The organism is Streptomyces pseudovenezuelae (genome assembly GCF_029892565.1).
GTDB lineage: Bacteria > Actinomycetota > Actinomycetes > Streptomycetales > Streptomycetaceae > Streptomyces > Streptomyces pseudovenezuelae_A.
The window spans coordinates 663,273-685,348 of record NZ_JARXVH010000001.1 but is presented as its reverse complement, the minus strand read 5'-3'; the positions used below and the strand labels follow the sequence as shown (position 1 = coordinate 685,348).

Annotated in this window: 22 protein-coding genes; 16 read left to right on the top strand and 6 right to left on the bottom strand. The window is 71.7% G+C overall.

Translation table 11 applies throughout. The annotated features are described in order from the left end of the window. Positions 1-9 precede the first annotated feature (9 nt). Positions 10-1,002, bottom strand: a complete 993-nt coding sequence (locus tag M2283_RS03070) for a phospholipase D-like domain-containing protein (RefSeq protein ID WP_280874354.1) — start codon at positions 1,000-1,002, stop codon at positions 10-12. Between the two features lie 275 nt (positions 1,003-1,277). On the opposite strand from M2283_RS03070, the gene M2283_RS03065 reads away from it, so the two are divergent. The 8 genes from M2283_RS03065 (at position 1,278) to M2283_RS03030 (ending at position 9,943) form a co-directional block, all read left to right on the top strand. Then, positions 1,278-3,125, top strand: coding sequence for a gamma-glutamyltransferase family protein (locus tag M2283_RS03065; RefSeq protein WP_280874353.1), 1,848 nt, complete (start codon positions 1,278-1,280; stop codon positions 3,123-3,125). Positions 3,126-3,273: 148 nt separating this feature from the next. Continuing rightward, complete coding sequence (locus M2283_RS03060) at positions 3,274-4,119, top strand: inositol monophosphatase family protein (RefSeq protein ID WP_280874352.1); 846 nt, start codon at positions 3,274-3,276, stop codon at positions 4,117-4,119. A gap of 162 nt (positions 4,120-4,281) precedes the next feature. Next, positions 4,282-5,694 (top strand): phytoene desaturase family protein, encoded by a 1,413-nt coding sequence (locus tag M2283_RS03055; protein WP_280874351.1) that lies wholly within the window; start codon positions 4,282-4,284, stop codon positions 5,692-5,694. A 67-nt stretch (positions 5,695-5,761) separates the two neighbouring features. Then, positions 5,762-6,274, top strand: a complete 513-nt coding sequence (locus tag M2283_RS03050; RefSeq protein ID WP_280874350.1) for an O-acetyl-ADP-ribose deacetylase — start codon at positions 5,762-5,764, stop codon at positions 6,272-6,274. A 49-nt stretch (positions 6,275-6,323) separates the two neighbouring features. Continuing rightward, positions 6,324-7,148, top strand: a complete 825-nt coding sequence (locus M2283_RS03045; RefSeq protein WP_280874349.1) for an alpha/beta fold hydrolase — start codon at positions 6,324-6,326, stop codon at positions 7,146-7,148. A 164-nt stretch (positions 7,149-7,312) separates the two neighbouring features. Beyond that, positions 7,313-7,783: a DUF7144 family membrane protein gene (locus M2283_RS03040; protein ID WP_280874348.1), complete on the top strand. Its 471-nt coding sequence runs from the start codon at positions 7,313-7,315 to the stop codon at positions 7,781-7,783. A 150-nt stretch (positions 7,784-7,933) separates the two neighbouring features. After that, on the top strand, positions 7,934-9,406 hold the full coding sequence (locus M2283_RS03035; protein ID WP_280874707.1) for an AlkA N-terminal domain-containing protein: 1,473 nt from the start codon (positions 7,934-7,936) through the stop codon (positions 9,404-9,406). Between the two features lie 42 nt (positions 9,407-9,448). Next, the gene (locus M2283_RS03030; RefSeq protein WP_280874347.1) at positions 9,449-9,943 is read left to right on the top strand and encodes a methylated-DNA--[protein]-cysteine S-methyltransferase; all 495 of its coding nucleotides are present in this window, start codon (positions 9,449-9,451) and stop codon (positions 9,941-9,943) included. A gap of 31 nt (positions 9,944-9,974) precedes the next feature. On the opposite strand, the gene M2283_RS03025 is transcribed toward M2283_RS03030, so the two are convergent. Further along, the gene (locus tag M2283_RS03025) at positions 9,975-10,862 is read right to left on the bottom strand and encodes a LysR family transcriptional regulator (RefSeq protein ID WP_280874346.1); all 888 of its coding nucleotides are present in this window, start codon (positions 10,860-10,862) and stop codon (positions 9,975-9,977) included. A 130-nt stretch (positions 10,863-10,992) separates the two neighbouring features. Between M2283_RS03025 and M2283_RS03020 the strand changes: the two genes are divergently transcribed. Next, positions 10,993-11,649: a dihydrofolate reductase family protein gene (locus M2283_RS03020; protein ID WP_280874345.1), complete on the top strand. Its 657-nt coding sequence runs from the start codon at positions 10,993-10,995 to the stop codon at positions 11,647-11,649. 14 nt (positions 11,650-11,663) lie between these two features. Here the strand turns inward: M2283_RS03020 and M2283_RS03015 are convergent, their stop codons facing one another. Beyond that, positions 11,664-12,398 (bottom strand): SIR2 family NAD-dependent protein deacylase, encoded by a 735-nt coding sequence (locus M2283_RS03015; RefSeq protein ID WP_280874344.1) that lies wholly within the window; start codon positions 12,396-12,398, stop codon positions 11,664-11,666. A gap of 78 nt (positions 12,399-12,476) precedes the next feature. Here M2283_RS03015 and M2283_RS03010 point away from each other — a divergent pair, with 78 nt between their 5' ends. Then, positions 12,477-12,677, top strand: a complete 201-nt coding sequence (locus tag M2283_RS03010; RefSeq protein ID WP_280874343.1) for a DUF2191 domain-containing protein — start codon at positions 12,477-12,479, stop codon at positions 12,675-12,677. Positions 12,678-12,687: 10 nt separating this feature from the next. Here the strand turns inward: M2283_RS03010 and M2283_RS03005 are convergent, their stop codons facing one another. Together M2283_RS03005 and M2283_RS03000 are read right to left on the bottom strand one after the other, a co-directional pair. Then, positions 12,688-13,179, bottom strand: coding sequence for an NUDIX hydrolase (locus M2283_RS03005; RefSeq protein ID WP_280874342.1), 492 nt, complete (start codon positions 13,177-13,179; stop codon positions 12,688-12,690). A 65-nt stretch (positions 13,180-13,244) separates the two neighbouring features. Next, the gene (locus M2283_RS03000) at positions 13,245-14,318 is read right to left on the bottom strand and encodes an ADP-ribosylglycohydrolase family protein (RefSeq protein ID WP_280874341.1); all 1,074 of its coding nucleotides are present in this window, start codon (positions 14,316-14,318) and stop codon (positions 13,245-13,247) included. A gap of 213 nt (positions 14,319-14,531) precedes the next feature. On the opposite strand from M2283_RS03000, the gene M2283_RS02995 reads away from it, so the two are divergent. Then, positions 14,532-15,650 (top strand): glycerate kinase, encoded by a 1,119-nt coding sequence (locus M2283_RS02995; protein ID WP_280874706.1) that lies wholly within the window; start codon positions 14,532-14,534, stop codon positions 15,648-15,650. 43 nt (positions 15,651-15,693) lie between these two features. Here the strand turns inward: M2283_RS02995 and M2283_RS02990 are convergent, their stop codons facing one another. Next, positions 15,694-16,890 (bottom strand): PucR family transcriptional regulator, encoded by a 1,197-nt coding sequence (locus M2283_RS02990; protein WP_280874340.1) that lies wholly within the window; start codon positions 16,888-16,890, stop codon positions 15,694-15,696. Between the two features lie 178 nt (positions 16,891-17,068). Here M2283_RS02990 and M2283_RS02985 point away from each other — a divergent pair, with 178 nt between their 5' ends. The 5 genes from M2283_RS02985 to M2283_RS02965 are packed head-to-tail and all read left to right on the top strand — an operon-like array spanning position 17,069 to position 21,998. Next, positions 17,069-17,881, top strand: coding sequence for an ABC transporter ATP-binding protein (locus M2283_RS02985; protein ID WP_280874339.1), 813 nt, complete (start codon positions 17,069-17,071; stop codon positions 17,879-17,881). Between the two features lie 8 nt (positions 17,882-17,889). Further along, complete coding sequence (locus tag M2283_RS02980; RefSeq protein ID WP_280874338.1) at positions 17,890-18,774, top strand: ABC transporter ATP-binding protein; 885 nt, start codon at positions 17,890-17,892, stop codon at positions 18,772-18,774. Continuing rightward, complete coding sequence (locus tag M2283_RS02975) at positions 18,771-19,661, top strand: branched-chain amino acid ABC transporter permease (protein WP_280874337.1); 891 nt, start codon at positions 18,771-18,773, stop codon at positions 19,659-19,661. Before M2283_RS02980 ends, M2283_RS02975 begins: the two co-directional genes overlap by 4 nt. After that, positions 19,654-20,736, top strand: coding sequence for a branched-chain amino acid ABC transporter permease (locus M2283_RS02970; protein WP_280874336.1), 1,083 nt, complete (start codon positions 19,654-19,656; stop codon positions 20,734-20,736). The genes M2283_RS02975 and M2283_RS02970 overlap by 8 nt, the downstream gene beginning before the upstream one ends. Continuing rightward, positions 20,733-21,998: an ABC transporter substrate-binding protein gene (locus M2283_RS02965; RefSeq protein WP_280874335.1), complete on the top strand. Its 1,266-nt coding sequence runs from the start codon at positions 20,733-20,735 to the stop codon at positions 21,996-21,998. Before M2283_RS02970 ends, M2283_RS02965 begins: the two co-directional genes overlap by 4 nt. Positions 21,999-22,076 lie beyond the last annotated feature (78 nt).

The window sequence follows — 22,076 nt, the reverse complement described above, 5'->3', positions numbered from 1 at the left end:
GGTGACCGACTACGCGGCCGTACCGCCCGCGTAGTCGCTCTTGAAGGTCGCCTCGACGGTCGTGGCCACCGACTGGGCCACTCCCGTGCCCGTGAGGATGATCCCCAACTCCCGGTTGTTGGAGAGCGAGTTGCTGCTGATGTTCATGGACCCCGCCTCCACTTCCTGAGTGGACAGGCCATAGTCGGCGACCATGGCCTTGGCGTGGATGTAGAACCCGTCCGGGTCGGAGTAACCGACGACCGTGCCGCCCGCCGCCTTGATCGCGGAGACCTCGCTGGAGTAGTCGCCCGGGGTCTCCAGGACCACCCGGACCGTCACGCCCGCCTTCGCCCGCGCCACGATGGCGTTGACCACCGTGCTGTCGCTGAACTCCAACTCCTCGACGTCCAGCGTCTTGGTCGCGGCGTTGATGATGGACACCAGCCTGCTGCGCGAGTCCGTGGGGGACCAGAGCAGATGGTCGCCGTCGGTCGGCGTGACCGAGGTGCCGGCGTAGTCCGCGTCGAACACCTTCTCGATCGCGGCGACATCACGGGTGTCGTCCGTGAACACTCCGTAGTCGCGGCCCGTCGAGTAGTACTGCGAGGTCAGATTGCCGGTCAGGACAAGCGACTTGGTGCCGTCCACCGTGATCGTCTTCTGGTGGGTGTAGACGAAGCTCGACGGCGACCACACCACACCCACGCCCGCGTTCGTCAGGGCCGTGTACGCCGAGCTGTTGGCGGACTGGTGCGCGCGGTCGAGGACCACCCGCACGGTGACGCCCTTGTTCTTCAGGGCTATCAGGTCGTTGACCGCGGTCGTGTCCTCCAGCTCGTACATGGTCATGTCGAGCGAGGAGGTGGCCGAGTCGATGAAGTCGTAGATGGTCGGCTGGCTGCCGGTCTGCGAGAAGGCGAACGCGGTGTAGCTCGCCGCGTTGGCGGGGACGGAGGTGGCGAGCACGGCGGCGCCGGCCGCCAGGGCGACACCCGCGCGCACGAGGACCTTCCTCAACATGTGTGACTCCTGGTCGAGTTGACGCCCACCTGGGGGGCGTGGGCGCGTGCATGACACCACGCGCGTAGAACGACGAGGAAGGGAAGCCCGGTGAACTCGGGGTTACCGAGCCTCCGGGCAACCGGGCAAAGGGGACTTCGTGCAGGTGGGAGGTCGTTCATGGGGTGCCCGTGGGTTCGCAAAGACTTCGTTGGCCGCCCGGGTGGGCATAGCCTGCTGCAAGATCCGGAGCGCCGGTCGGACGACCGAGGCGCGCGAGCAGCGAGAGGTGAGAGATGCGGTTCACCACCCGGCCGACCCTGCAGGGCACCTTCGGCATGGTGTCCTCGACCCACTGGCTGGCCTCGCAGTCCGCGATGGCCGTCCTGGAGGACGGCGGCAACGCCTACGACGCGGCCGTGGCGGGGGCGTTCGTCCTGCACGTCGTCGAGCCGCACCTGAACGGCCCTGCCGGCGAGGTGCCGATCCTGCTCGCCCCGGCGGACGGCGAGGTACAGGTGCTCTGCGGCCAGGGCGTCGCGCCCGCCGGGGCCACGGTCGCGCACTACAAGTCACTCGGCCTCGATCTCGTCCCCGGCACAGGACCGCTCGCCGCCGCCGTGCCCGGCGCCTTCGACGCCTGGATGCTGCTCCTCCGCGACCACGGCACCAAGCCCCTCGCCGACGTGCTCAAGTACGCCATCGGGTACGCCGAAGACGGCCACGCGCCCGTGGAGAACGTCGGCGCCACGGTGGAGGCGGTCAGGGAGCTCTTCGAGACGGAGTGGACGTCGTCCGCCGAGGTCTACCTGTCGGACGGAAAGGCCCCACGCCCCGGCGAACTCCTGCGCAACCCCGCCCTCGCCGCCACCTGGAAGCGCCTGCTCGACGAGGTCGCCGAAGCCGGTGACCGGATCGCGCAGATCGAGGCCGCACGGGAGGTGTGGCGCTCCGGGTTCATCGCCGAAGCCCTGATACGGCAGTCCGGGCGCCCCACCATGGACACCAGCGGCGAGCGCCACACCGGCACCCTCACGGCCGCCGACCTCGCCGGCTGGTCCGCGACCTACGAGGCGCCGGCGACGTACGACTGGAACGGCTGGACCCTGTGCAAGGCCGGCCCCTGGAGCCAGGGCCCGGTCCTGCTCCAGCAGCTCGCACTGCTCCCGCCGGAGCTGGCGGAGCTGCCCGCGTACGGCTCCGCCGACTACGTTCACCTGCTGATCGAGGGCTGCAAGCTCGCCATGGCCGACCGGGAGGCCTGGTACGGCGACGGGGACGGCGCGGACCAGGTGCCGCTCGGCGAGCTGCTGTCCGCCGACTACAACGCTGCCCGGCGCGGACTCGTCGGCGACAAGGCCTCGTACGAACTGCGCCCCGGCAGCCCCGGCGGGCGTACACCGCGTCTCAGTACGCACGCGCGCGTGGTCACCCCCTACGACCCCGGCTTCGACCCCATGGGTGCCGGCGAGCCGACGGTGGCCAAGGCCCCCACGTCCCCCGTCCCGGGCGAGCCCGAGGTCGGATCCGACGGCGCCACCCGTGGCGACACCTGCCATCTCGACGTCGTCGACCGCTGGGGCAACATGGTCGCGGCCACCCCGAGCGGTGGCTGGCTCCAGTCCAACCCCGTCGTGCCCGAACTGGGCTTCCCGCTCGGCACCCGGCTCCAGATGACCTGGCCGGAGGAGGGCCTGCCGAACTCCCTCGCCCCGGGCCGCCGTCCCCGCACCACCCTCACGCCGTCCGTCGCCCTGCGCGACGGCGTCCCGGTCATGGCCTTCGGTACGCCCGGAGGGGACCAGCAGGACCAGTGGCAGCTGCATTTCTTCCTGGCCGTCGCCCTGCGCGGACCGGTTCGCGGCGGCCTCGACCTGCAGGGCGCGATCGACGCCCCGAACTGGCACAACGACAGCTTCCCCGGGTCGTTCTACCCGCGCGGGATGCGTCCGGGGAGCGTGACCGTGGAGTCCCGTACGGACCCGGAGGTCGTCGCGGAACTGCGGCGGCGCGGGCACGACGTGACCGTCGGCGACGCCTGGTCGGAGGGCCGGCTGTGCGCCGTCGCGCGGGATCCGAGGACCGGGATCCTGTCGGCGGGGGCGAACCCGCGCGGGATGCAGGGGTACGCGGTCGGGCGCTGAGGGGCGGCGCCCGGAGGCGGGGCGCTGGGCGGGCGACCTCAGTGCGGGAAGTGCCGAGAGTGCAGGGCGTGCCTGGATTTCATCCCCATTCCACCCGTAGTGCACCGGGCGGGTGGGGATTGTCAGTGGCGCGTGCTCTCATGGACACATGATCGAAGACACGGAAACCATCGAAGAGTTTCTCGCACAGCACTCGGCCGACGTCGAGCAGGCGGTCCGTGAGGCCGCCGCGAAGGAGATCACGCCGCGCTTCCGCCGGCTCGCCGCCCACGAGGTCGACGAGAAGGCCGGTCCGCACGACCTGGTGACGGACGCCGACCGCCTGGCCGAGAAGTACCTGACCGGGGTGCTGAGCGCCCTGCTGCCGGGTTCCGTCGTGGTCGGCGAGGAGGCGGTGCACGCCAACCCGGCGACGTACGAGGCGATACGGGGTGAGGCGCCGGTCTGGATAGTCGACCCGGTCGACGGGACCCGCCAGTTCGTGCACGGTGACCCCGGGTTCTCCACGCTGGTCGCCCTCGCGCACCACGGAGTCCTGCTCGCCTCCTGGACGTTCGCGCCGGCCCTCGACCAACTCGCCACGGCGGTGAAGGGCCAGGGCGCCTTCCTCAACGGTGAGCGGCTGTACGCCGGTCCGCCCACCCCCGGCCGCGACCTCGAAGTGGCCACCTCCCACCCGGACTACACGACGGACGAGGAGAAGCGCTCCCTGCTCGGCCTGTGGACCGAGGGCGTCGCACCGCGCGCGTGCGGGTCGGCGGGACTGGAGTACCTCGCCATCGCCCGCGGCGAGTTGGACGCGACGGCGTTCTCCTGGGAGGCCGCCTGGGACCACGCGGCGGGCCTCCTGCTGGTCGAGGAGGCAGGCGGCACCCACCTCACGGTCACCGGGGAGCCGTTCCGGATCGTGGGCGGCAACGCCCTGCCGTTCACCGCGGCCCGCGACGCGGCCACGGCACGCCGGATCGTGGGACTGCTGTCGGGCACGGCCTGACCTCGAAGACCGAGGAGACCAAGGAGGTCGGGGCGGTCGGGGGCACGCCATCTCCGGACGACCGCCCCAATGTGCAGCACCCGTGACCCAAAGGTGTCAGTGCCCCGTCATATCCTGACCCCGCAGGCCATCGGCTGACGAAGGGGTCCGAAGGTGCCGTCGATGCTCGATGTGGTCGTGGTGGGAGCGGGGCCCAACGGGCTGACCGCGGCCGTGGAGCTGGCCCGTCGCGGCTTCTCCGTGGCGGTCTTCGAGGCACGTGACACCGTGGGCGGGGGAGCCCGTACGGAAGAGCTCACCCTTCCCGGCTTCCGCCACGACCCCTGCTCCGCCGCCCACCCGCTCGGGATCAACTCCCCGGCGTTCCGCGCCCTGCCCCTGGAGCGGTACGGCCTGGAGTGGCTCCAGCCCGAGCTGCCCATGGCGCACCCCTTCACCGACGGCACCGCCGCCGTGCTCTCCCGGTCGGTCGCGGAGACGGCCGCCTCCTTCGGGCCCCGGGACGCGGGGCCGTACCGCAGGCTGGTCGAGCCCTTCCTGCCCAAGTGGGACACCCTGGTGCGCGACTTCATGTCGCTGCCGCTCACCTCGCTCCCGCGCGACCCGGTGACCCTCGCCCGCTTCGGCCTCGTCGGTCTGCCGCCGTCCGCCCTGCTGACCCGCCGCTTCCACGACGAGCGCGCCAAGACCCTCTTCGCGGGCCTCGTCGCGCACGTCATGGCCCCGCTCACCGGCCTCGCCACCGGGGCCGTCGGCCTGGTCTTCGCCCTCGCGGCACACGCGCGCGGGTGGCCGGTCGCCCGCGGCGGCTCCCAGTCCATCTCCGACGCGCTCACCGCCTACCTGAAGGACCTCGGCGGCACGGTCCACACGGACTACGAGGTCAAGCGCCTCGACGACCTGCCGCCGGCCCGCGCGTACGTCTTCGACACCTCGCCCACCGCCCTGGCCCGCATCGCCGGCTTCGGCCGCTACTACGAGGGCTACCGGTACGGACCGGGAGTCTTCAAGGTCGACTACGCGCTGGACGGCCCGGTGCCGTGGATCGCTGAGCAGGCCCGCGTCGCAGGCACGGTACAGATCGGCCGCGACAGCGCGGAGATCGGTGCCGCACTGCGCGCGGCCTCCAAGGAGGGCCGCGCGCCCGACAGGCCGTTCATGATCACGGTGCAGCCAGGCGTCGTCGACCCCACCCGCGCACCCGAGGGCAAGCAGGTCTTCTGGGCCTACGGACACGTCCCGAGCGGCTGGACCGGCGACCTCACGGACGCGATGGAACGCCAACTGGAGCGCTTCGCCCCGGGGTTCCGCGACCGCGTCCTCGCCCGCGCGATCGCCGGACCACCCGAGCTCGCCGCGCGCAACGCCAACTACGTCGGCGGAGACATCGCCTCCGGCGCGGTCTCCGGACTCCAGATCCTGCTGCGCCCCAAGCTCACCCTGTCGCCGTACACCACCCCGCACCCCGCCGTCTTCATCTGCTCCTCGGCCACGCCGCCGGGGCCGGGTGTGCACGGCATGTCGGGGCACAACGCGGCGAAGGCGGTCTGGCGCAGACTGCGGCAGCAGTCCTGAACTGAACTGAACTGGTCCGTCCCGACCAGCTGTGACCGACCGGGAACGGCCTGCCATGGAGGCACGTATGACCCCCACCATCACCCTCGTCCAGGGCGACATCACGCGCGAGAGTGTCGACGCGATCGTGAACGCGGCCAACTCCTCCCTGCTCGGCGGCGGAGGCGTGGACGGCGCCATCCACCGCCGTGGTGGCCCCGCGATCCTGGAGGAGTGCCGCAAGCTGCGCGCCTCGCACTACGGCAAGGGCCTGGCCACGGGGCAGGCGGTCGCCACCACCGCGGGCAACCTGGACGCCCGCTGGGTGATCCACACCGTCGGCCCGGTCCACAGCGCGACCGAGGACCGCTCCAGCCAACTGACCTCCTGCTACCGGGAGTCACTGCGGATCGCCGATGAACTCGGCGCGCGTACGGTCGCGTTCCCCGCGATCTCCACCGGCATCTTCGGCTGGCCGATGGACGACGGCGCCCGGATCGCCGTGGAGACGATCAGGGCTGCCGACACCGCGGTCGAGGAGGTGCGGTTCGTCCTCTTCGACCGGCCTGCCTATGAGGTGTTCGCGGCCCAAGTGGGCTGACGGGCCAGCCGGAGCCGAAGCCGATGCCGATGGGATGCGAGGCGGGAACATGGCGCGAGTCGGAGTCAACGGCGTAGACCTCTACTGCGAAGTCCTGGGCGACGGCGACCCGTTGGTCCTGGTGCACGGCTCCTGGGCGGACCACTACACCTGGCTGCCCGTCCTCGACGCGTTCGCGGAGCGGTTCCGGGTTCTCGTCTACGACCGCCGTGGGCACAGTCTCAGTGAACGCCCGCCCGGGCAGGGGTCCCGCTTCGAGGACGAGGAGGACCTGGCCGCGCTGATGGCGACGCTCGGGTCCGGGCCGGTGTACGTGGCGGCCAACTCCTTCGGCGCGTCGACCGCACTCGGCCTGGCCGCCCGGCGCCCCGAACTCTTCCGCGGGCTCACCGTGCACGAGCCGCCGCTCCTGGACGTCGTCGCCGACGATCCCGTACTGCGGCCGATGATGACGTCGGTCCGGCAGGAGATGGCCGTCGTCCTCGACCAGCTGCGGGCGGGCGAGACCCTGGCGGGCGCACGCCGGTTCGTGGAGGAGATCGCGCTGGGCCCGGGGGAGTGGGAGAAGCTCCCCGACAAGGCTCGCGACACCCTGCTCACCAACGCCCCCACCTTCCTGGACGAGCACGGCGACCCGGCATGGGCGGCCCTGGACCTCGACCGCCTCGCCGGTCACACCGTTCCCGTCCTGGTGACGCACGGCACGACCAGCCCCGTATGGCTTCACCGGATCACGGCCCGACTGACCGAGGCGCTGCCGCAGGCGCGGGCCCACACCTTCGAGGGCTCCGGACACGTCCCTCATGTGACCAGTCCGGAGGAGTACGTGGATGTCATGACCGGCTTCGTGGAGGAGATCCGGCGGTCGGGCTGACGAAGGCGTGGGCCGTGGCGGACGACCTGCGCTTCCTCGGGTCGTCCGGGCTGGTGGAGCACCTCTCCCGTTCACCCGTTCGGCGTAGTCAGGATGGCGGCCCCCTGCCGTCGGCCGAAGGCTCGGTCTCACCGAAGCGGGGGCCGGAGAAGGGACCACCACCCATGAGCCAGCAGGCAGCGCACCCGACCGGCACGCCCACCGGCACCACGTCCTCCCCGCGCTCCCCACGCTCCCGAGGGGACGGCGACGGCTGGGTGTCCGGCGGTGTCGTCTTCGCCGGTGTGCTGATGCTGTGCAGCGGTGTCCTCGCCGTCCTGCAGGGCATCGCGGCGATCGCCAAGGACGACGTCTACGGCAGTGTCGGCAACTACGTCTACGAGCTCAACCTCACCGGTTGGGGCTGGATCCACGTCATCCTCGGCGCCCTGGTCGCCGTCACCGGCTGGGGCGTGCTCAGGGGCGAGTCCTGGGCCCGGTTCACGGGCATCTTCCTGGCCTCGCTGAGCCTGGTCGCGCAGTTCCTGTTCCTGCCGTACGAGCCCCTGTGGTCCCTGGTCATGATGGCCATCGACGTGTTCGTCATCTGGGCGCTGGCTTCGCAGCAGGAGACGGCGGGCCGCAAGGTGGCATGACGTGGGCCGCGGGAACGGCCGGTGAGTGGGGTTGGCGGATGAGTGGGGTCGGCCGATGATCCGAGGTGCCCCAGGGCACGCAAGGTTGATGTCGGATTCTCGCCAGCCCTGCCCCTGCGCATCGCCGATGCTGGACGCATGCAGAACGGGATGCACACCGACCGAGAGCGCTGCGTACGCGCCGTCCAGTCCAAGGACGCGCGCTTCGACGGCTGGTTCTTCACGGCGGTCCTGACGACCCGGATCTACTGCCGGGCCAGTTGCCCCGTGGTCCCGCCCAAGCCCGAGAACATGGTCTTCCACCCCAGCGCGGCGGCCTGCCAGCAGGCCGGTTTCCGGGCCTGCAAGCGGTGCCGGCCCGACACCAGCCCCGGTTCCCCGGAGTGGAACCAGCGCGCCGACCTCGTAGCGCGTGCGATGCGGCTGATCGCCGACGGCGTCGTCGACCGCGACGGTGTCCCTGGCCTCGCCGCCCGCCTCGGCTACAGCACCCGGCAGGTCGAACGCCAGTTGCTCGCCGAGGTCGGCGCCGGACCGCTCGCGCTCGCGCGGGCCCAACGCGCCCAGACCGCACGCCTGTTGATCGAGACGACCCCGCTGCCGATGGCGGAGCTCGCCTTCGCCGCCGGCTTCTCCTCGATCCGCACCTTCAACGACACCGTGCGCGAGGTCTACGCCCTCTCCCCGACCGAACTGCGGGGTCGCCGCCCCAAGAAGGCCACGGCGGCCCTCACCCCCGGCGTGCTGACGCTCCGCCTTCCCTTCCGTGCGCCCCTCAACCCCGACAACCTCTTCGGCCATCTCGTGGCGACCGCCGTACCGGGGGTGGAGGAGTGGCGGGACGGCGCCTACCGCCGGACGCTGCGCCTCCCGTACGGGCACGGCATCGTCGCGCTCGCCCCGAAGTCCGACCACATCGCGTGCCGGCTCACCCTCAGCGACCTGCGCGACCTCACCGTCGCCATCAGCCGCTGCCGCCGCATGCTCGACCTGGACGCCGACCCGGTCGCCGTCGACGACCAGCTGCGCACGGACCCGTTGCTTGCCCCGCTCGTCGACAAGGCCCCCGGCCGACGCGTCCCGCGCACGGTCGACGAGGCGGAGTTCGCCGTACGCGCCGTGCTGGGCCAGCAGGTCTCCACCGCCGCCGCCCGAACCCATGCCGCTCGCCTGGTCGTTGCGCACGGCGACCCGGTGGACGACCCCGAGGGCGGCCTCACCCACCTCTTCCCGACCCCCGAGGCGCTCGCCGCCCTCGTCCCCGAGTCCCTGGCGATGCCCCGCACCCGCCGCACCACGTTCACCACGCTCGTACGCCAACTGGCCGACGGAACGCTCCAGTTGGGCCCGGACAGCGACTGGCCCGAGACCCGGGCCGCGCTCCTCTCCCTCCCCGGCTTCGGCCCCTGGACGGCCGACGTCATCGCGATGCGCGCCCTCGGCGACCCCGACGCGTTCCTCGCCACCGACCTCGGAATCCGCCGCGCCGCCCAGGAGTTGGGCCTCCCGTCCACACCGGCGGCCCTCATGGCCCGGGCGACGGCCTGGCGCCCCTGGCGGGCGTACGCCACCCAATACCTGTGGGCGACCGACAGCCACCCGATCAACTTCCTCCCGGTATAAGGGATGTCAGGAAGTTCACGGACACAAGGGCACTCGCACCCAATGAAGCAGCACACCGTAACCCCCAGCCCCTACGGCCCCCTCACCCTCGTCGCCGACGACGGCGTCCTGTGCGGCCTCTACATGACCGAACAGCGCCACCGCCCACCCGAGGAGACCTTCGGCCCCCGCGACGACACCCTCTTCGGCGAGGCCGAGGAACAACTGGAGGCCTACTTCGCAGGCGAGTTGAAGGAGTTCACCCTCGACCTGAAGCTGACCGGCACCCCGTTCCAACGCAGCGTCTGGGACCAACTCAACCTGATCCCCTACGGCGAGACCCGCTCCTACGGCGACCTGGCCGACGCCCTGGGCAACCCGGGTGCCTCCCGCGCGGTCGGCCTAGCCAACGGCAAGAACCCCATCGGCATCATCGTCCCCTGCCACCGCGTGGTCGGCACGAGCGGCGGCCTGACGGGTTACGGCGGCGGCCTGGACCGCAAGCAGCGGTTGCTGGCGTTCGAGGGCGGATCGGAGAGCGCGACGACCCTGTTCTAGCCGGACCTGGACGCCGTCGTCACCCCTGGGGTCAGAACCCCGCGTCCCCGTCCGGTACTCGCGCCTGCGCCGTCAGGATCTCGATCAGTGCGGTCGTGGCGGGTGGGTCCGGTGGGTCGCCGTAGGTGGCGGCGTAGATCCGGCGGGCGTTGCCGGTGAGTTGGGTGGTGTGGATGCCCGGCGCCCGGTGGGCCTGCAGCGCGAGGCCGTTGAGGATGGCGACACCCATCCCGGCGGCCACCAAGGCTTGGGAGACGACCGTGTCGTCGCAGGAGTAGGCGATCCGCGGTGCGAAGCCGGCGCCTTCGCAGGCCGTGATCGTGGCGGCCCGACAGCGTTCGCAGCCGCCGACCCATGGGGAGTCGCGGTGGTCCTCGAGACGCTGACGGGGTTGGTCGCTGACGAGGTAGAGGGGGTCGTCCAGCAGGTGGGTGAGCCGGAATCCCTCCTCCTCCAGCGGAGTCTCGGTATGCCGGAAGATCAGGGCGATGTCGACGTGCCCCGAACGCAGCATCTGCAGGCCCTCGACCGGGTGGGCATCCACGAGGTTCAACTCGATTCCCGGGTGCTCCCGGGACAACTCGGTGGCCGCCTTCGGCACCAGCGTGCTGAGGACCGTCTGGAAACCGGCGAGCCGTACCCGTCCGGCACGGAGCCCCACGCGGGCGGCGAGCTCGACGGACGCGGAGTCGACCCGCCCCAGGATCTCTCTCGCCCGCTGCGCCAGGAATTCGCCCTCGGGGGTGAGCCGGATACCGCGGCCCACCCGTTGGACGAGCCTCGCCTCGGTGACCGCCTCCAGCCGTCCCAGGTGGTGGCTGACCGACGGCTGAGAGTAGTGCAGCTCCTTCGCCGCCTCGGTCACCGATCCAAGACGGGCGACCGCCTCCAGCACCTTGAGGTGCGTCAGGTTCAGCATTGATTAAGTTTATCTATGCGTCCCGAGATGGAGTGGCATTGGACGTCATGACGACGGGGCGACCATCATCTCTGCGAGACCGAGTTGATTCGACGAAACTGGACCAGCAGAAGGAAAGGAATCGCCGCTCATGTCACACGCCCGCGTCCACAACTTCTCCATCTCGCTCGACGGCTTCGGCACCGGTGACGTCCAGAGCCAGGACGCGCCGTTCGGCCACGCCGGCGAAAGGCTGCACCAGTGGATGTTCACCACTGGGTTCTGGCACGACATGACCGGCGGGTCCGGCGGCACCGGCGGTATCGACGACGCCTTCGCCCGGCAGTTCATGCCCGGGATCGGTGCCGAGATCATGGGCGCCGGGAAGTTCGGCCCGCCCGGCTGGCACGAGGACCCGGAGTGGAAGGGGTGGTGGGGGCCCAACCCGCCGTTCCACACACCGACCTTCGTCCTCACCCATCACCCGCGCCCGTCGATCGAGATGGAGGGCGGCACGACCTTCCACTTCCTCGACGCGTCGCCCGACAAAGCGCTAGAGACGGCCCGTGAGGCCGCGGGCGGCCAGGACGTACGCATCGGCGGGGGACCCACCGTGATCCGCGACTTCCTCGCCGCCCGCCTCGTCGACCGCATGCACGTCGTGGTGGTCCCGATCCTGCTCGGCCGAGGCGTACGCCTCTGGGACGGACTGGAGGACCTGGAGAAGGACTACGAGGTCGAGGCCACCTCGTCGCCCACCGGAGTCACGCATGTGACGTTCACCCGCGCGGACTCTGAACAGGCCTGAGTTCAAGCGAGTTGTCACTCCTCCTTCGCGCTCAGCCGGCGCAGGAGCGCGGGCAGGGCTGTGCCGATCGGTTCCCGAACGACCTCGTCGGCCCGTTCGTCGTACGGCGTCGGCTCGGCGTTGACGATGACGAGCCGTGCGCCGTGGTCGGCGGCGACCCCGGCCAGCCCCGCCGCCGGGTGGACCTGCAGGCTGCTCCCGACGGCGATGAACACCTGGCAGGCCTTGGCGATCGCGGCGGCCTCGCCCAGCACCACCGGATCGAGCTGCTCGCCGAAGAAGACGGTCGCCGACTTGAGGATGCCCCCGCAGTCGAGGCAGGGCGGGTCGTCCTCGCCGGCCTCGACCCGGGCGATCGCGTCCTCCATCGGCCCGCGCGCATCGCACTTGGTGCACACGAAACTCCGTGCGCTGCCGTGCAGTTCGAGCACCTTGCGGGCGGGCATCCCGGCCAGCTGGTGCAGCCCGTCGACGTTCTGCGTGAGGACCCGCACCGGTACGCCGTCGCGCTCCAGCTCGGCCACCGCCACGTGTGCGGCGTTCGGCTCGGCCGTCAGCGTGCGGTTCTTGCGCCGCATCTGCCATGAACGTCGGCGGATCTCCGGGTCGTTCATGTAGTACTCGTACGTCACGAGCTTCTCGGCCTCGGGATCCTTCCGCCACAGGCCGTTGGGCCCCCGATAGTCGGGGATGCCGGAGTCGGTGGAGATACCCGCGCCGCTGAGAAGGGCGACAAGTGGTCTGCTCATGGCGTCGAGCGTAGGTCGGCGCATCCGTGGGCGGCCAACGGATATCGGCGAGGTCGGGTGGGGTGTCAGCGTCCCGGCATGGCCAAGGTCACCATTTCGCTCGATGCCGAACTCGTCGTGGAAGTCATGGTGCTTGCGGGCGTGGGCAACCCCCAGGACGCCGTCGAGCTCGTCGTCCGCGACCACATCCAGCGCGGGCATCGGACCGAGGCCCGCGTGGCCGCCCGCGACGAAGTCCTGCGCGAGGTCGACGGCAAGCCCAGGGACATCGAGGGCTGATCGACCCGCCTCAGCCGACCCGCTGCCCGTTCTCCAGTTCCGCCGTGCCCGAGCCCTGCGCCAGGACGTCCAGGGCGATCAGGACGCGGTGGCCGAGGGGGCCTTGGAGGTACTCGGTGAGTTGGCCGGGCTCCACCAGGCGCCAGGAGAGCAGTTCCTCCTCCTGGAGGCGGATCGCCTTGAAGTCGTCCTCGGTGAGGACTCCGCCGTCGTACAGGTACGCCACCAGCGGCGGCCAGGTCGGCCGGTACACCCAGTCCACCGCGAGGAGTTGGCCGAGTTCGCGGTCGAGGCCGATCTCCTCGAGCGTCTCGCGCCGCGCGCCCTGGCGCGGGGTCTCGCCGTCGTCGGACTCGATCGTGCCGCCCGGAAGCGCCCAGCCCTCACGGTAGTTGGGCTCGACGAGCAGAACCCGGCCCTCGGCGTCGCGGAAGAGGGCGGCGGCCCCGGCGAGCACGCGCGGCAGGCCGGCGATGTACGTGGCGAAGTCTTGGGTGGTCATCCAGGAAGGGTAACCAGCTTGCGCAGGCGCCTCGGACTCACTGCGCGGCTGAGGGAAGTGGCAGATCAGGCGTCCGTGTCCGCCAACTGCACTGTCCGCTCCGCCAGTTCGCTGATCCGCATCCGGTCGAAGCCGAAGACCGCGCTGCGTACCGTGTCCTCCAGCGGTTCCTTCCATTGGGTCGGGATGGCGTCCGCGCCGGTCAGTACGCCCGCCACCGAGCCGGCGGTCGCGCCGTTGGAGTCGGTGTCCAGGCCGCCGCGGACGGTGAGCGTGATGGTGCGGGTGAAGTCGCCGTCGCCGTACAGGAGCCCGGCGGTGAGGACGGCGGCGTTCGGGATGGTGTGGATCCAGCCGAGTCCGGTGGTCTCCTCGGACACCGTGGTCAGGGTGTCCTCCCAGGTCATCCGGGTGTCGTGGAGCGAGACGACCCGGCGCACGGTCCGGGCGAGCCGGCTGCCCGCCGGGATGACGGTCAGCGCCTGGTCCACCGCGTGCCGGACGGTCGGCGCCGTGAAGGCCGCCGAGATCAGCGCCGCCGCCCACATCGCGCCGTAGACACCGTTTCCCGTATGAGACAGAACCGCGTCACGGCGGGCCAGGGAGGCGGCCCGGCGGGGGACGCCCGGGCAGGTCCAGCCGTAGATGTCGGCGCGGATCAGCGCGCCGATCCACTCCTGGTACGGGTTGTCGTACGTCGCCGTCAGCGGCGGCTTGAGCCCGTTGGCGAGGTTGCGGTACGCGGCCCGCTCCGCCGTGTAGGTCTGCAGATACGGCAGCCGCAGCAGCCACAGATCGCCGACCTGCTCGGTGCTGAAGCCGAAACCGTGCGTCTCCAGCAGGTCGAGGCCGAGGATCGCGTAGTCGACGTCGTCGTCCCGGCAGCTGCCGTGGATACGGCCGCGCACGCACTGGCGCCACTCGGGGCGCAGCTCGAAGCCGTCGCTCTCGTCGGCGGGCGCGGGGAGGTAGTCGGTGAGCGGCAGGGCGGCGGCCTGCCGCAGATAGCGGTCGATCCGGTCCCGCGTCCACAGGTCGCCCTGCTCGACCGGCTTGCCGAGCATGTTGCCCGAGATCCGGCCCAGCCACCCTCCGAGGACGCGGTCGGCGAGCTCTGGCGCGGTGCCCACAGGGGTCATAGTTCCGGTTTACCCGAATCCTGGCGCCGCCGTACGGTCTTCGGCGGTCCGCACAGGGGTTTCCCACGGCGCTCGTACGTTGGTCTCACCCCGTTCTCAGGGATCGGTCGGGGCATGACGGCGAGGCCGTCCTCCGGTTAAGGTCACAGCGGCGCGACTGGTCCTGACATGTGCGGGACCCGGAGAGCAAGGGGATATCTGGTGACACAGCGGGTGCTCATCGCCGCGGACAAGTTCAAGGGCTCGCTGACGGCCGTACAGGTCGCCGAGCGGGTGACGACCGGGCTGCGCCGGATCGTCCCAGGGCTCACGGTGGAATCGCTCCCCGTGGCCGACGGCGGTGACGGCACCGTGGACGCGGCGGTGGCGGCCGGTTTCGAACGGCACGAGGTGCGGGTCGCGGGCCCGCTCGGGCACGAGGTGACGGCGGCCTTCGCGCTGCGCGGCGACACGGCGGTCGTCGAGATGGCCGAGGCGAGCGGGTTGCAGCGGCTACCCGCGGGCGTCTTCGCGCCGCTCACGGCCTCGACGTACGGCTCCGGAGAGCTGCTGCGGGCCGCGCTGGACGCGGGTGCGCGGACCATCGTGTTCGGCGTCGGCGGCAGCGCGACGACCGACGGCGGCGCCGGCATGCTGTCCGCGCTCGGTGCGCGGTTCCTGGACGCCGAGGGAGAGCCGGTCCCGCCGGGCGGCGGCGGTCTTGCCGAGCTCGCCTCCGCCGACCTGTCGGACCTGGACCCCCGCTTCGCCTCCGTCGAACTGGTGCTCGCCAGCGACGTCGACAACCCGCTCACCGGCCCGAAGGGCGCCCCGGCCGTCTACGGGCCGCAGAAGGGCGCCTCGCCGGACGACGTGGAGGCGCTGGACGCGGCCCTCGCGCACTACGCCAAGGTGCTGGAGGACTCGGTCGGCGCCAAGGCCGCCGAGTACGCCGTCGCGCCGGGCGCGGGTGCCGCGGGCGGCATCGGCTACGGCGCCCTCCTCCTCGGCGCCCGCTTCCGCCCCGGCATCGAGGTCATGCTCGACGTCCTCGGCTTCGCGGCGGCGCTGGAGCACGCGGACCTGGTGATCACCGGTGAGGGCTCCCTGGACGAACAGACCCTGCACGGCAAGGCCCCCGCGGGCGTCGCCACCGCCGCACGGGCCGCCGGCAAGGAGGTCGTCGCGGTCTGCGGACGGCTCGGGCTGCAACCGCAGGCGCTGGGGCAGGCCGGCTTCCGACGGGCGTACCCGCTGACCGGCGTCGAGCCGGACATCGCCAAGTGCATCACGGAGGCCGGGCCGATCCTGGAGAAGGTCGCGGAGCAGATCGCGCGGGACTTCCTGGTCTGAGGCCCGCGCACGTCCGCCCAACTCCCCTTCACCTCACGGCCGTTCACCTCCGCACCCCCGACAGTCGATACGCGTCCAACGCCAGCGTCATCTCGATCAGGTCCCGGGGGCGGGCCAGCGACCGGGACGTGAGCTGCTCCAGCCGCCGTAACCGGTTGAAGACCGTGTTGCGGTGGCAGTACAGCCGCGCCGCCGCCCGGCCCGCCGAGCCCTCGCAGGCCAGCCACCCGTCGAGGGTCCCCAGGAGCACGGCCCGGTCGGCGGGCTCCAGCTCCAGGAGCGCGCCGAACACGTCGGCCACCAGCCGGTCCGCCAGCTCCGGCTGGCTCACCACGAGTGCGGTCGGCATCCGTTGGTCCAGGCGTACGACCGCGGTTCCGTCCGGCGGGCAGGTGCGCAGCGCCAGTTCGGCCAGCCGCCGGGCCCGCCCCAGTTCGGCAAGACCGGGCACCACCGGGCTGATACCGCCCGGTCCCGAGCAGCGCCCGGCGAGCACGCGCGCGACGCCGTCCAGGCCCTGACCGGGCGCGAGCGCCACGACCCCCACCTCGCCGTCGGCCCGCATCCGCCAGATGAACCGCAGCCCGGCACCCCGCACCGGCCGCTCGTCGGGCTCCCGCCGTTCGGCCCGCAGCACCACCACGGCGTACGGCCCGTGCTCCGGCAGGTCCAGCCCCGCGGCCGCCCGTGCCGCGAGCCCGGGCGTGGCCTGTCCCTCCAGGAGCGCGTCGAGGAGCGCCTGCAACTGCTCGTCCGTGCGCCGGCGCAGCTCCGCCTCGGTGGCCCGGTAGGCCTCCGACGCCGTCTGGGCCTGCGCGTCCACCGCCGACCACACCATCGTCGTCGAGCGCATCAGCGCCGTGAGCCGCTCGGGCTCCCGGCCGGCCGTGCCGTCCACGAGCGCGTCCCACAGCAGATAGCCGGCGCTGCGGTAGGCGTGCACGAGGAGGTCCAGCGGCAGTCCCTGCCGGGCCCGGCGCCGGCCCGTGTCCTCGGCGTGCTCCAGGTCCCGGCGCGGTGAGTCGCGGGGCGCGGACAGCGTCTCGATGCCGATCCGCATCGCCTCCTCCGCCTCCCGCCACTGCTGGTCGTGCGGGAGCACCTGCCCGTAGACGGGGGAGTGCACGGTGAGCTGCCGCAGATGCTCGTCGACGAGCTGCGGCAGCCGTTCCAGCAGAGCAGTGCAGGACTCCGCCAGCAGCTTCCAGTCATGACCGGTCCGCGGCCTTCGCGCTCCCATGGCCGGAGGATGCCATCGCGGGACGGTCCCGCACAGGCCCCTGACACGCGGTGTTGTGCGCGTGCACAACACCCGGCCCGACCCGCTGGGCACCCGCAGCGATTCCGCCACGGGCCGTGGACGGGCGGCCCCTCCGGTGCTGGGGTGAGCGCCACACCAAGTCGAACAGGGGGTGTTCATGGGCGGATCCGGACTGGTCGTACGCGATCTGTCGGTCGGATACGGACCCGTACGGGCAGTGCGCCGGGTGTCCCTCGAAGTGCCCGAGGGGGCGGTGGTGACCGTGCTCGGCAGCAACGGCGCGGGCAAGTCCACGCTGCTCAGGGCGGTCAGCCGGACGCTGTCCTTCCACGGCGGCGCGATCACCGAGGGCAGCGTGAGCCTGGGCGACCGCCGTCTCGACGGACTCGCACCGGACCGGGTGGTCGCCGCGGGAGTGTCCCAAGTTCCGGAAGGGAGACGGGTGTTCGCGCGGATGACGGTCGCCGACAACCTGCGCGCGGGTGCCCTCGGCGCCGCCCGCTCGGGCCGGGCCGCCGCCCTCGCCCGCGTCCACGAACTGTTCCCCGTCCTCGCCGAACGCTCGGGGCAGCGCGCCGGCCTGCTCTCCGGCGGCGAACAGCAGATGCTCGCCGTCGCCCGCGCCCTGATGGCGGCCCCGAAGGTGCTGCTCCTCGACGAGCCCTCCCTCGGCCTCGCCCCGCTCATGGCCCAGCGCATCGCCGACACCGTCCGCGAGATCAACGCCCAGGGCACCTCGGTCCTCCTCGTCGAACAGAACGCGGCACTCGCCCTGCGGCTCGCCACGCGCGCATACGTCCTCGAAGTCGGCGAGGTCACGCTGTCCGGACCCGCCGATGAACTCGCCGCCTCCGACGAGGTGCGCCGACGGTACCTGGGCGTGGTCGACGAGGACGCGGTCGCCGAGGCCGACGCGGATGCCGAACGGGCGGGTGGCGTACGGCGGACGCTGACCCGGTGGCGGGGGTGAGGCGCCGGATGGAACCGCGAGACGCGCCGCGGCCGGACCCGGCCGAAGGGCCGCAGCCGGACCCGCGTGAAGCACCCGGGCCGGACTCGCTCGAACAGCCCTCGCCGGACCCGCTCGATGTGCCCCCGACCGACCCGCTCGAAGTCCGCGGTCTGACCGTCCGGTTCGCCGGGCTCACCGCCCTGGACGACGTCGGCTTCACGGTCCGCCCCGGCACCGTGCACGCGCTCATCGGGCCCAACGGCGCGGGCAAGTCGACCTGTTTCAACGTGTTGTCCGGGGTCTACCGGGCCACCGCCGGCAGCGTCCGCTTCGGCGCGCACGAGCTGACCGGCATGCCCGCGCACCGCATCGCCGGCCTCGGCGTCGCCCGCATCTTCCAGAACCTCGCGCTGCCGCCCCGCGCCTCCGTCGAGAACTGTCTGCTCCTCGGCCGGTACCGGCTGACCCGAACGGGCTTCCTGGCGGCGGGACTCGGTCTGCCCTCGGCGGCCCGCGAGGAGCGGCTGCATCGCGAACGCGTCCGGGAGATCGCGGAGTTCGTCGGGATCGCCGACTGCCTCGACCGCCCGGCGGGTTCGCTCCCGTACGGACAGCAGAAGCTCGCCGAACTCGCCCGCGCGCTGTGCATGGAACCGCGCCTGCTGCTCCTGGACGAGCCGGTCGCGGGCATGACCGCCGACGAACGGCGCCGAACAGCCGCCGTCATCGCGGGCGTTCGGGACGGACTCGGCATCTCGATCGTGCTGGTGGAACACGACATGGGGGTGGTGATGCGGCTCGCGGACGCGGTGACCGTACTGGACTTCGGGCGCCTGATCGCGGACGGCGCCCCCGCCGACGTACAGAACGACCCGGCCGTCGTACGCGCCTACCTGGGGGCCGGAGCATGAGCACCTTCGCCGAAGTCCTGCTCAACGGCGTCTCGTTGGGCTCCGTCTACGCACTCATCGCGCTCGGCTTCGTGGTCGTCTTCCGGGCCACCGAGGTCGTCAACTTCGCCCATGCCTCGCTGCTGCTCGCGGGCGGCTACATCACCGCGACCCTGCACGACGACATCGGCTTCTGGCCCGCGCTGCTGGCCGGGATCGCGGGGGCCGCGCTGGTCGGCGCAGCCGTGGAGTTCCTGGTGATACGGCGCTACCGGGGCAACGACCACAGCGTCCTCGCCATCGTCACCATCGGCGTCGACATCCTGCTCACCACCGAGCTGACCCGCCGTATCGGCACCGACGTCATCCCGCTGGGCGACCCGTGGGGCGACGCCGTGCTCAAGATCGGGCCGGTCTCCATCGCGCACACGCGGATCGCCGCGTTCGTGGCCGCCGCGCTGCTCATCACCGCGTTCCTGCTCGCCTTCCGGTACACCTCGTGGGGCGTGGCGATGCGGGCGGCGGCCGAGAGCGGGGAGACCGCGGCGCTGATGGGTGTACGGCTCGGACGGGTCTCGCTGGGCGCCTGGGCCGTGGCCGGGGGCCTGGCCGCCGTGGCCGCGCTCTTCCTCACCGTCTTCCCGACCCCGGGCCTGGAACGGGCCACCTCACTGGCCGCGCTCAAGGCGTTCCCGGCGGCGATCCTCGGCGGCCTCGACTCCACGACGGGAGCGCTCGTGGGCGGCCTGCTGGTCGGCATCACGGAGTCCCTGGCCACCGGCTACCAGAGCGACCTGACCTTCCTGGGCCGCGGCCTGGGCGACCTCGCCCCCTACCTCGTCATGGTCGCGATCCTGCTCATCCGACCCGCGGGACTGTTCGGCACGAAGGAGCTGGCGCGTGTCTGAGGTCCTGGTCAAGCCGTTGCGGGTGATCCGGTCACGCGGATACGTCTGGGCCGCGGCAGCCGTCCTCCTCCTGGCCTTCCCCTTCTACCTGGACCGGTTCTGGCTCCAGGCCGGCCTCTTCGCGATGGCCGCCGCCATCGGGGCGATCGGGATCAACCTGCTCACCGGCGCGACCGGCCAACTCTCCATGGGGCACGCCTTCTTCCTCGCCGTCGGTGCCTACGGCTACTGCGTGTTCGCGGCGGACGGTGGTGACGGGCTGACCGGGCTCGGACTGCCGACCTGGCTCGCGGCCGTGCTCGCGGTGCTGGTCGCGGGGGTCGCGGGCGGGCTGTTCAGCCCCATCTCCGGCCGGCTCGGCGGCGCGTACCTGGGGATCGCCACCCTCGCCCTCGTCTTCATCGGCCAGCACGTGATGTTCAACGCCCATGACCTGACCGGCGGGGCGAACGGGCGTGACGTACCGCCCCTGAGCCTGTTCGGCCTGACCTTCGACGACCGTGAACTCCTCGTCGCCGCCGTGCCGTTCGGGTCCGCCGAGAAGCTCTGGTACGCGGGCCTGGTCCTGCTGCTCGCCGGCGCGCTGTTCGCCCGCGGAGTGCTGCGCGGGCGTCCGGGCCGGGCCATGAACGCGATCCGCGACCACAGCGTCGCCGCCGGCGTCCTCGGTGTGCCCGTCGCCCGCCACCGCGCCGCCGTCTTCGTGCTGTCGTCGATGTACGCGGGCCTCGCGGGCGTCCTGCTCGCGCTGATCTTCCAGCGGACGGTGCCCGACTACTTCGGCATCACGCTGTCCCTGGAGTACCTCGCCATGATCGTCATCGGCGGGCTCGGCTCGGTCTCCGGCGCGGTGGCCGGGGCCGTGTTCGTCTCCCTGCTGCCGCAGCTGCTGACCCGCTACAGCGATGCGCTGCCGCTGGTCTCCGCCCCCGGCACGGGCGGGATCGCACCGGGCGAGGCGTCCCGGTACCTCTACGGCGCCGCCGTCGTGCTGGTGGTGCTGTTCCTGCCCGGCGGCCTGGTCAGCACGGCCGCCCGGCGTCGCGTCAGAACCGATCCAGGGGAGGAACGATGAACAGGACGTACGGGGCCAGAGCCGCGGCCGGTGCCCTCGCGGCACTGCTCGTGCTGGCCGGATGCAGCTCCAAGGCCAAGGACAGCGAGGACGGCGACAAGGCGGGCGCGGGTGGGATCAAGACCGGCCAGGGGATCTCCGGGAAGACGATCACGCTGGGCGCGCTCACCGACATGACCGGCGTCTACGCGACCCTCGGCAAGAGCGTCACCCAGGCCCAGCAGCTGTACGTGAAGCAGCTGAACGCGGCCGGCGGCGTCTGCGGCTACAAGGTGGCCCTCACGGTCCGCGACCACGGCTACGACCCGCAGAAGGCCGTCTCCGGCTACACCGAACTGGCGCCGAAGGTGCTGGGCTTCGCGCAGTTCATCGGCTCGCCGTTCGTCGCGGCGGTCAAGCAGCGCATCGACGGCCAGGACAAGGGGCTGGTGCTGCCGCAGGCGTGGTCGGCGGCGCTCCTGGGCAGCCCGTACATCCGGGTCATCGGATCGACGTACGACATCGAGACGATCAACGCCGTCGACTTCCTGATCAAGGAGAAGGGGATCAAGAAGGGCGACAAGATCGGGCACGTCTACTTCGAGGGCGACTACGGCGAGAGCGCCCTGGTCGGCTCCAAGTACATGGCGGGCAAGGCGGGTCTGTCCGTCGTCGAGCAGAAGATCAAGCCGACCGACAACGACATGACCGCCCAGGTCACCGCCCTCAAGAAGGCAGGCGTCAAGGCGATCGTCGTCAGCGCGGGGCCTCGTCAGGCGGCCTCGCTCGTCGGCGTCGCGGCGGCGAGCGGCTTCGACGTGCCGGTCATCGGCAACAACTCCGCCTTCGCGCCCCAACTCCTCGCCACCCAGGCGGGTCCGGCCCTGATGAAGAACTACTGGGTGGCCTCGCCCTCACTGCCGATCGGCGCGGACACCCCACAGGCGAAGAAGCTCGTCGCCGACTACAGGGCGGCCTATCCGAAGGACTCCCTCGACAACGGCATCGTCGCCGGCTGGACCGCGGTCTCGGCCTTCGGCGAGGCCCTCAAGAAGGCCTGCGCGAGCAAGGACCTCACCCGCGAGGGCGTCGACAAGGCCCTGCTGACGCTCGACTCCTTCGACTCCGGCTTCGGCACCGTCCAGGACTTCACCGACCCCGCCGCCCCGTCCTCCCACGAGAGCGTGATCCTCCAGCCGGACAAGAGCGCCACGGGCGGCATGAAGGTCGTACGGGAGGCAGGCGCGTCCGAGGAGGCCGAGGCGTACACACCGAAGGCCTGAGACGACCGAGAGCCCGAAGCGACCGAGAGCCCGAAGCGGCCAAGAGACCGAAACGAGCGAGGGGCCCGAACCGGAATC